Annotated in this window: 7 protein-coding genes; all 7 read right to left on the bottom strand. The window is 71.7% G+C overall.

The annotated features are described in order from the left end of the window. Positions 1-50: 50 nt before the first annotated feature. The 7 genes from ACFFJG_RS02090 to ACFFJG_RS02120 all read right to left on the bottom strand — a co-directional run bounded on the left by ACFFJG_RS02090 (position 51) and on the right by ACFFJG_RS02120 (position 8,451). Positions 51-626: a hypothetical protein gene (locus ACFFJG_RS02090; RefSeq protein ID WP_378516954.1), complete on the bottom strand. Its 576-nt coding sequence runs from the start codon at positions 624-626 to the stop codon at positions 51-53. Further along, the gene (gene dnaE / locus ACFFJG_RS02095) at positions 623-4,183 is read right to left on the bottom strand and encodes a DNA polymerase III subunit alpha (protein ID WP_378516955.1); all 3,561 of its coding nucleotides are present in this window, start codon (positions 4,181-4,183) and stop codon (positions 623-625) included. Before dnaE ends, ACFFJG_RS02090 begins: the two co-directional genes overlap by 4 nt. A gap of 163 nt (positions 4,184-4,346) precedes the next feature. After that, positions 4,347-5,312 carry a DUF2332 domain-containing protein gene (locus ACFFJG_RS02100; RefSeq protein ID WP_378516956.1) on the bottom strand — a complete coding sequence of 322 codons (966 nt, stop codon included), beginning with the start codon at positions 5,310-5,312 and terminating at the stop codon, positions 4,347-4,349. A gap of 92 nt (positions 5,313-5,404) precedes the next feature. After that, positions 5,405-6,130 carry a GNAT family N-acetyltransferase gene (locus ACFFJG_RS02105; RefSeq protein ID WP_378516957.1) on the bottom strand — a complete coding sequence of 242 codons (726 nt, stop codon included), beginning with the start codon at positions 6,128-6,130 and terminating at the stop codon, positions 5,405-5,407. Next, complete coding sequence (locus ACFFJG_RS02110; RefSeq protein WP_378516958.1) at positions 6,117-7,055, bottom strand: RluA family pseudouridine synthase; 939 nt, start codon at positions 7,053-7,055, stop codon at positions 6,117-6,119. Before ACFFJG_RS02110 ends, ACFFJG_RS02105 begins: the two co-directional genes overlap by 14 nt. A gap of 5 nt (positions 7,056-7,060) precedes the next feature. Further along, positions 7,061-7,603 carry a signal peptidase II gene (gene lspA, locus ACFFJG_RS02115; protein ID WP_378516959.1) on the bottom strand — a complete coding sequence of 181 codons (543 nt, stop codon included), beginning with the start codon at positions 7,601-7,603 and terminating at the stop codon, positions 7,061-7,063. A gap of 65 nt (positions 7,604-7,668) precedes the next feature. Beyond that, positions 7,669-8,451: a TraR/DksA family transcriptional regulator gene (locus ACFFJG_RS02120; RefSeq protein ID WP_378516960.1), complete on the bottom strand. Its 783-nt coding sequence runs from the start codon at positions 8,449-8,451 to the stop codon at positions 7,669-7,671. Between the last annotated feature and the right edge of the window lie 168 nt (positions 8,452-8,619).

The following is an 8,619-nucleotide window of genomic DNA, read 5'->3' on the forward strand; positions in this document are numbered from 1 at the left end:
CTCACGGGGTCCCGCACCGCGCGGGACCACCCAACATGTCGAGGGGGAGCCTACCCGCGCGAGCGCCTGCCGAATCCTCTGCCGGACAAGAGGTACGAGCCGACCAGACCAGCCATCGCGCCCATCGGGAGGGCGAGCAACGCGCTGGAGCGCCAGGGCGTGGAGTCGGCGTCGGGAGCCGTCAGCCCGAGGCTCCCGGGGAGCTTCGTGTAGTCGGGTGAGCCCGCTGCGAGCACCTGGGGGTCGGCGGGGCCGAGGTGGTGCCCGACGGCGTACATCAGCACCGAGGCCAGGCAGGAGGCGACCAGCACGGCCACCACCGTCAGCGTCTCGTGCTCGCGCCACAGCCCGGCCACCACCGCGAGCACGATGCCGAGCGGGAACGCGATGGCCACGAAGAGCCACACGCCCTGGAACGACAGGTCGGGGCCGGCCGGCTCGAGGAACCACGCGCCCTGGTAGGTGAGGCCCACGGGCGCGTCCCAGAGCTGCTCCCAGGCGACACCGGCGACGGTGCCCGCGACGAGGAACGCCAGCACCACGACGAGCAGGCGCAGGGCCACCCGCCGGGCCGTCGGGGTCCCGCTGGGGGCCTCCGTCCCGACGTCCGGGGTCGGCTCGCTCATCCGGCCAGGCACCCCGGGCCGAGCAGCTGCTTGAGGTCGGCGAAGAGCGCCGGGCTCGGCGTGACGCGCAGGTTGTCGTCGAGGCGGAGCACCTTGGTGGACGCGCGCGTCAGCAGCCTCAGCTGGACCTCGGTCATGCCGGGGTGGGTGCCGAGGACGTCGCGCAGCTGGGCGACCACGGGCGGGGTGCAGCGCGTGGAGGGGAGGCTGATCACCACCGGTCCGGCGGGACCCTGCGTGAGGTCGGGGGCGGTGACCTCCTGCGCGCGCAGCTCGGGCTGGTCCTTGTCGCGCGACAGGCTGCCCTTGATGCGCACGATCTGGTCCTCGACCAGCAGCGTCGAGGCGAGCGTGTAGGCGCTCGGGAAGAGCAGCACCTCGATCGCGCCGTCGAGGTCCTCGAGGGTGATCGTGGCCCACGGGTCGCCGCGCTTGGTGATCTTGCGGCTCACCGAGGTGATCAGGCCGCTGACGGTCAGCATCGAGCCGTGCGGACGGTCCTCGTCGAGCATGAGCTGGCCGATGGTGCAGTCGGTGCCCTGGGACAGGACGTGCTCGAGGCCGAGCAGCGGGTGGTCGGAGACGTAGAGGCCGAGCATCTCGCGCTCGTGGCCGAGCAGCGTCATCTTGTCCCAGTCGTCGATGTCGGGGATCGTCACGCTGACCCCGAAGCCGCCCTCCTCGTCGCTGAGGCCGCCGAAGAGCGAGTCCTGGCCGATCGCCTCGTTCTTCTTGAGGTCGACGAACTGGTCGACGGCCGTCTCGTGGACGGCGACCAGCGCGCGACGCCGGTGCTTCATGTCGTCGAAGGCACCGGCCTTGATCAGCGACTCGACCACGCGCTTGTTGCACACCAGCGCCGGCACCTTCTCCATGAAGTCGTTGAAGTCGGCGTAGCGGCCCTTCTCCTCGCGCGCGGCGACGATGCCGGCGACCACGTTGTGGCCGACGTTGCGCACCGCGGTGAGGCCGAAGCGGATGTCCTGGCCCACGGGCGTGAAGTTGGCCTGCGACTCGTTGACGTCCGGCGGGAGCACCTGGATCTTCATCCGGCGGCACTCGTTGAGGTAGATGGCCATCTTGTCCTTGTCGTCCTTGACGGACGTCAGGAGCGCGGCCATGTACTCGGTGGGGTAGTTGGCCTTGAGGTAGGCCGTCCAGTAGGTGATGACGCCGTAGGCGGCCGAGTGCGACTTGTTGAAGGCGTAGTCGGAGAACGGGAGGAGGATCTCCCACAGCTTGTCGATCGCGTCCTGCGGGAACCCGCGCTCGAGCATGCCGGCCTGGAAGCCGGCGTACTGCTTGTCGAGCTCCTCCTTCTTCTTCTTGCCCATCGCGCGACGGAGGTTGTCGGCGGCGCCCAGGGTGAAGCCGGCCAGCACCTGGGCGATGGCCATCACCTGCTCCTGGTACACGATCAGGCCGTAGGTCTCCCCCAGCACCGGCTCGAGCGCCTCGGCCAGGGCCGGGTGGATCGGCTCGATCGGCTCGCGGCCGTTCTTGCGACGGGCGTACTTGTTGTGGGAGTCGGCGCCCATCGGGCCGGGACGGTAGAGCGCGGAGACGGCCGTGATGTCGGCGAAGACGTCGGGCTGCATGGAGCGCAGCAGGGCCCGCATGCCGGAGCCGTCGAGCTGGAACACGCCGAGGGTGTCGCCGCGGCCCATCAGCTCGTAGGTCGGCCGGTCGTCGAAGGGAAGCTCCTCCAGGACGACGTCGAGGTCGCGGTTGATCTTGATGTTGGCCAGCGCGTCCTCGAGGATCCGCAGGTTGGACAACCCGAGGAAGTCCATCTTGACCAGGCCGAGCGACTCGCACATCGGGTAGTCGAACTGCGTGATGATCGCGCCGTCCTGCGGGCGCGCCATGATCGGCACCACGTCGATGATCGGCTCGCTCGACATGATGACGCCGGCCGCGTGCACGCCCCAGTTGCGGATCTGGCCCTCGAGGCCGAGCGCGGTGTGGAAGATCGTGCGGACGTCGGGGTCGGAGTCGTGCAGCGCCCGGAACTCGCCGCCCTCGCCGTAGCGCTTGTGCTCGGTGTTGAAGATGTCCTTGAGCGCGACGCCCTTGCCCATGACGTCGGCCGGCAGCGCCTTGGTGATGCGGTCGGAGATGGCGAAGCCGTGGTCGAGCACGCGCGCGGCGTCCTTGATGGCGGCCTTGGCCTTGAGCCGGCCGAAGGTGGCGATCTGGGCGACCCGCTCGGTGCCGTACTTCTCGGTGACGTACTTGATCACCTCGCCGCGGCGGGCGTCGTCGAAGTCGATGTCGAAGTCGGGCATCGAGGGACGCTCGGGGTTGAGGAAGCGCTCGAAGAACAGCCCGTGCTCGAGGGGGCACAGGTCGGTGATGGAGAGCGCGTAGGCCGCGATCGAGCCCGCGCCCGAGCCGCGGCCCGGACCGACGCGGATGCCGTTGCGCTTGGACCACTGGATGAAGTCGGCGACCACGAGGTAGTAGCCGCAGTAGCCCTTCTGCGAGATGACCGCGAGCTCCATCTCGACGCGGTCGCGGACCTCCTGCGTCAGCCGCTCACCGGGGTAGCGCGCCTCGATGCCACGCCAGACCTCCTTGCGGAACCACGACTCCTCGCTCTCGCCGGCCGGCACGTCGGCCCGGGCCATGTAGCCGCCCGTGGACTCGGTGAACTCGACGTTGCAGCGCTCGGCGATCTCGAGGGTGTTGTCGCAGCCGTCGGGGAACTCCGACCACAGCTCGCGCATCTCGGCAGCGGACTTGATGTAGTAGCCGCCGCCGTCGAACTTGAGCCGGTTGGTGTCGGCGAGCCGCTTGCCGGAGGCGACGCAGATGAGGGCGTCCTGGCCGTCGGCGTCCTCGGGGTTGGTGTAGTGGGTGTCGTTGGTGACGATCGTCGGCAGGCCGAGCGTCTTCGCGATCCGGACCAGGTCCTCGCGCGTGGCCCGCTCGGCGGTGATGCCGTGGTCCATCAGCTCGAGGTAGAAGTTGTCCTTGCCGAAGATGTCCTGGAACTCCCCGGCGGCCCGCAGCGCCTCGTCGTACTGGCCGAGGGTGAGCCGGGTCTGGATCTCGCCCGAGAGGCAGCCGGTGCTGGCGATGATGCCCTTGGAGTACTGCTGGAGCAGCTCGCGGTCCATGCGGGGCTTGTAGTAGTACCCCTCGATGCTCGCCAGGCTCGCCAGGCGGAAGAGGTTGTGCATCCCCTCGGTCGTCTCCGCCCACATCGTCATGTGCGTGTACGCCCCGCCGCCGGCGACGTCCTTGCCGCCCTCCTCGGCGAGGTCGCCCTTGCCCCACCGGATGCGCTTGCGCTCGCCGCGCGGCGTGCCGGGGGTGAGGTAGGCCTCGATGCCGATGATCGGCTTGACGCCGTGCTTCTTGGCCTTGCTGTAGAAGTCGTAGGCGCCGTGGAGGTTGCCGTGGTCGGTCATCGCGATGGCCGGCATGCCGAGCTCGCTGGTGCGCGCGAACAGTCCGTCGAGGAGCGAGGCACCGTCGAGCATCGAGTACTCGGTGTGCACGTGGAGGTGCACGAAGCTGTCCGCGGGACTGACTGTGGAACCGGCCGACATGGAGAAGTCTTCCGCACCTTTCGGGGGTCGCTGACGGTGTCACGAGGACGGGTGGTGCTGACGGGTCAGCAGCGCCCGCACCGGCGGACCGGAGGGGCACTCGGGGGAAGGACGCCAGCCTACGTCAGTGTGCAGGACCCCACCGACAAGGCACGCCGCGCCCTCAGCCGAGCCAGTCGACGGCGTGCCCGTGCCCGTGGCTGAGGGCCATCGGGACCCCGTCCAGCGCGGTCACGAACCTCCCCGCCGGCACCTCGAGGTCACCGGTCACCCCGGGCAGCACCCGCGGCCCCTCGTTGCTCACCCAGTGGCAGCGTCCGTCAGCGACGAGGCCCGTCACGAGGTCGTGGAAGCGCCGCCGGTCGGGCTCGTCGAGGTAGGCCACCACGGCCGAGTGCATCACCACCGGGGTGCCGTGGGCGGCGGCCCGCTCGAGGAGCCCGGGGAGGTGGTCGAGCAGGTCGCCGCGCTCGAGCGCCGGCGGCTCGCGGCGCGCCACCCCGATGGCGGCGCGCAGCCGCTCGCGCCGCTCGTCCTGCTCGGGCCAGACCAGGTTCTCCAGCCAGGCGGTCGCGTCGGGGTCGGTGACGTCGAGCGGATCGAGGTCCACTCCCCCGCGCCACGCCACCTGGGGGTGCGTGGTCGGCACGGGGAGGGCTCCCGTCGCCACCGCGGTCAGCACGGGTCCCCCGGTGCCCCGCAGCTCCCCCGCACCCGGCCAGACGTAGTCGTACCGGTCGGGGAACAGGCACAGCCCGGCGCTCGCGCCGACCTCGACCAGCGACAGCGGCCCGTCGAGGAGCCCGAGCACCGGGACCAGCGTGGCCAGCCGGCCGGCCTCGTTGGTCTGCGTGGCGCGGGCCAGCACCGTGGCGCGGACCTCCGGCTCACGACCGAGCAGCACCTCGCGGAGCCCGGTGTACGGTCCCGGCGCGGGCGCGCCGTGCCACCGCGCGGCGGCGAACACCAGGTTCGGCTGGCGCTTCACCGGCGGGAGCGTGCCGAGCCAGGCCAGCACCTCCTCGTCGCCGGTCACGCCCAGCGCCCACTCCTCGAAGCAGGGCGAGTCCCCGGCCGCGTAGGCGGCGAAGTCCCGGTACTCCTCGACCACGTCGTCGTACAGCAGCACCCGGACATCGTGCCCTCGCCGCCACCGTCGACCGTCACCGGGTGGGCCGCTCCGTGGCCGACGGTGGCCGACGGTGGAGCCCGCGGCCCGACCTAGCGGCCGGTCGCACCACCGTCGCCGCGCGCGGCGTCGAGGGACTCCGCGATGACGACGTCGACGATGCGGGCGACCCGCTCCACGCCGAGCTCGGGGACCACCGCGGCCACGCGGCGGGCGATCTCGGCCTCGCGCTCGGGGTCACGCCGACCGGACGGCTTGACCGCCTGCACGACCCGGGTCAGGGCGGTCCGCCGGGCGAGCACGTCGCCGAGGACCAGGTCGGTCTCGTCGATGAGGCCCCGCAGGAACGCCAGCGGGTCGGCGCCGGGCCACGCCACCCGGATGTCGGGGGCGCGCTCCTCGTTGGCGCTGCCGTCGGTGCGCTCGAGCTCGAGGCACCCCCGGGCGGCGTAGAACGCGCGGGCGGGGTGGTTGGACTCGAAGACCCACAGGCAGAAGCCGTCGGGGCGCAGCGCGGTGACCAGGTCGAAGAGCGCCGAGCCGACACCGCGGCCCTGCCACGCAGGGGCGACGTAGAGGTCGTCGAGCCACGTCGGGGTCGACCGGGCGTAGCCGACCACGGTGCCGCCCGCCGTGGCGACCCGGACGTCGTAGGTCGCCAGGTCCCAGCCGGCGACCCACGCGCGGACCTGGTCGGCGCTGTGGATGCCCCGCGGCATCGCGGGCACCGCGGCGGCGCGGGCGGCCAGGTGCACCTCCGCGACCTGCTCGAGGTCACCCGCGCCCGCCGGGCGCAGGGTCAGCTCAGGCGCCGTCACGCACGACCTCGAGCGCGTGGGCGAGGTCGTCGGGGTAGGTGGACTCGTAGGTCACCTGCTCCCCCGTCTCGGGGTGCTCGAAGCCCAGCCGCATGGCGTGCAGCCACTGCCGCTCGAGGCCGACCCGCTGCGCCAGCACCGGGTCGGCGCCGTAGGTCAGGTCCCCCACGCACGGGTGCTTCAGCGCGCTCATGTGGACGCGGATCTGGTGGGTGCGTCCGGTCTCGAGGTGGATCTCGAGGAGGCTGGCGAAGCGGTGCGCCTCGAGCGTCTCGTAGTGCGTGACGCTGTGGCGGCCGTCGGCCATCACGGCGAACTTGTAGTCGTGGTGGGGGTGGCGACCGATCGGCGCGTCGACGGTGCCGGCGAGCGGGTCGGGATGGCCCTGCACGAGCGCGTGGTAGGTCTTGTCGACGGTGCGGTGGCGGAAGGCGTTCTTGAGCACGGAGTACGCGTGCTCCGACTTCGCGATGACCATCACGCCGGACGTGCCGACGTCGAGGCGCTGGACGATGCCCTCGCGCTCCTTGGCCCCGCTGGTCGAGATCCGGAAGCCGGCACCGGCGAGGTGGCCCACGACCGTGGGGCCGCGCCAGCCGGGCGAGGGGTGCACCGCGACGCCCACGGGCTTGTCGATCACCACGATGGCGTCGTCGTCGTGGATGATCCGGATGCCCTCGACGATCTCGGGCTTCACCTCGAGCGGGTCGGTCTCCACCGGGATGGTCACGTCGAGCATGGCACCCGCCTCGACCCGGTCGCTCTTGCCCACGAGGGCACCGTCGACCTGCACCAGGCCGGAGCTGATGAGGTCGGCGGCGCGGGTGCGGGACAACCCGAACATCCGCGCCATCGCGGCGTCGACGCGCTCCCCCGCGAGGCCGTCGGGGACGAAGACCGTGCGCTGGTCGGCGTGGCTGCTCATCGCGCTCACGCGTCCCGGAGGTCGTGGTCGGCGGTGCCCGGCGCGCGGTCCGGCTCGCCGTCCGACTCCCGGCCCGACTCGTCGCGCGACTCCTTGGCCGACTCGCGGGAGCCGTCGAGCCGGATGCCGCGGAAGGTCTGGAGGACGATCAGCGCCGCCGCGACGTTGATGCACACGTCGGCCAGGTTGAAGACCGGCCAGTTGGGCCACATGAGGAAGTCGACGACGTGGCCGTGGAACGGCTCCGGCGGTCGGACCAGCCGGTCGGTGAGGTTGCCGGACACCCCGCCGAGCAGGAGCCCCAGCGCCAGCGCCCAGCCGGTGCTGGCGACCCGACGGGCCAGCCACAGCACGACGAGCACGGCCACGGCGGCCAGGCACGTGAAGACGATGGTGAAGTCGGTGCCGGTGCTGAACGCAGCGCCCGGGTTGAACGTCAGGTGCAGCGTGAACCAGTCGCCCACCAGCGAGCGGTCACCGTCGGCCAGCGCCGAGAGGGCCCACTGCTTCGTGCCGAGGTCGACCGCGTAGGCCGCGAGAGCCACCACGGCGAGCACCGCACGGGCCCGGGGGCGACGTGCAGAAGGCCGGAGATCGGCCTGGTCGCTGGGGTTCAGCGACGCTCCTCGCGCTGCTTGCATGACATGCACAGTGTGGCATGGGGCACCGCCATCAGCCGATTCTTGCCGATCGCGTTGCCGCACGACTCGCACACGCCGTAGCTGCCGTCGTCGATGCGCCCCAGGGCGCGGTCGATCTGCAGGAGGGCCTCGCGCTCCTTGGCCAGCACGGTGAGCTCGTGGTCGCGCTCGAAGGTCGAGGCGCCCACGTCGGCCTGGTCGTGGCCGGCGCCGTCTCCGGCGTCACGCATCAGGCCTGCGAGCTCGGCCTCGGCGATGGCGACCGACTCGCTCAGCCGCGACTGGTGCTCGCGGAGCTCGGTCACCACCTCGTCGAGCTCGGCCTGGGTCCAGGCGGACTCCTGGTCGAGGACGACGAGGGAGTCGGGGGCGGCCTTGCGGGTCGCGGTCTTCTTCACCGGGGCCTTCTTCACGGGTGTCTGGGCCGCGGGCGCGGCCGTGGTGGAGGGGGTCGTGCGTGCTGCGGACTTCTTCGCCGACGTGTTCGGCGTGCTGGTGGCGGCGGATGCCTTCGTCGCCGGGGCCTTCTTGGCGGGCGCCTTCTTGGCGGGCGCCTTCTTTGCTGCCGCCTTCTTGGCGGGCGCCTTCTTGGCTGCCGCCTTCTTGGCGGGCGCCTTCTCGGCCGGAGACTTGGTCGCCGGGGCCTTCTTCGCGGGGGCCTTCTTCGCGGTCGCCTTCTTGGCGGCCGTCTTCCTGGCCGGGGCCTTCGTCGTCGCAGCCGGCTCCTCGGCCGACGCGCCCCGGCGCCCGATCACCCGCTTCGCTGCTGCCGCAGCGCTTCCCGCCAGCGACCTGCGCGTACTGCCAGCCATCCGAGGGCCTCCAGCTGCATCGGGTGTGGTGGGAACCACACGGTGGCACGGAGGGTAGCCCGTGGGCCCCCGGGACCCAACACCGGCTCGCCGCAGACGCACGGACGGCCA

It is taken from the genome of Nocardioides zeicaulis, from assembly GCF_042432345.1.
Taxonomy (GTDB): domain Bacteria; phylum Actinomycetota; class Actinomycetes; order Propionibacteriales; family Nocardioidaceae; genus Nocardioides; species Nocardioides zeicaulis.

What these genes read in the sequence shown, in the direction of transcription:
- ACFFJG_RS02110 (WP_378516958.1), bottom strand. Translation starts at nt 7,055, where the DNA reads ATGAGCAGCCACGCCGACCAGCGCACGGTCTTCGTCCCCGACGGCCTC.
- dnaE (WP_378516955.1), bottom strand. Translation starts at nt 4,183, where the DNA reads ATGTCGGCCGGTTCCACAGTCAGTCCCGCGGACAGCTTCGTGCACCTC.
- ACFFJG_RS02090 (WP_378516954.1), bottom strand. Translation starts at nt 626, where the DNA reads ATGAGCGAGCCGACCCCGGACGTCGGGACGGAGGCCCCCAGCGGGACC.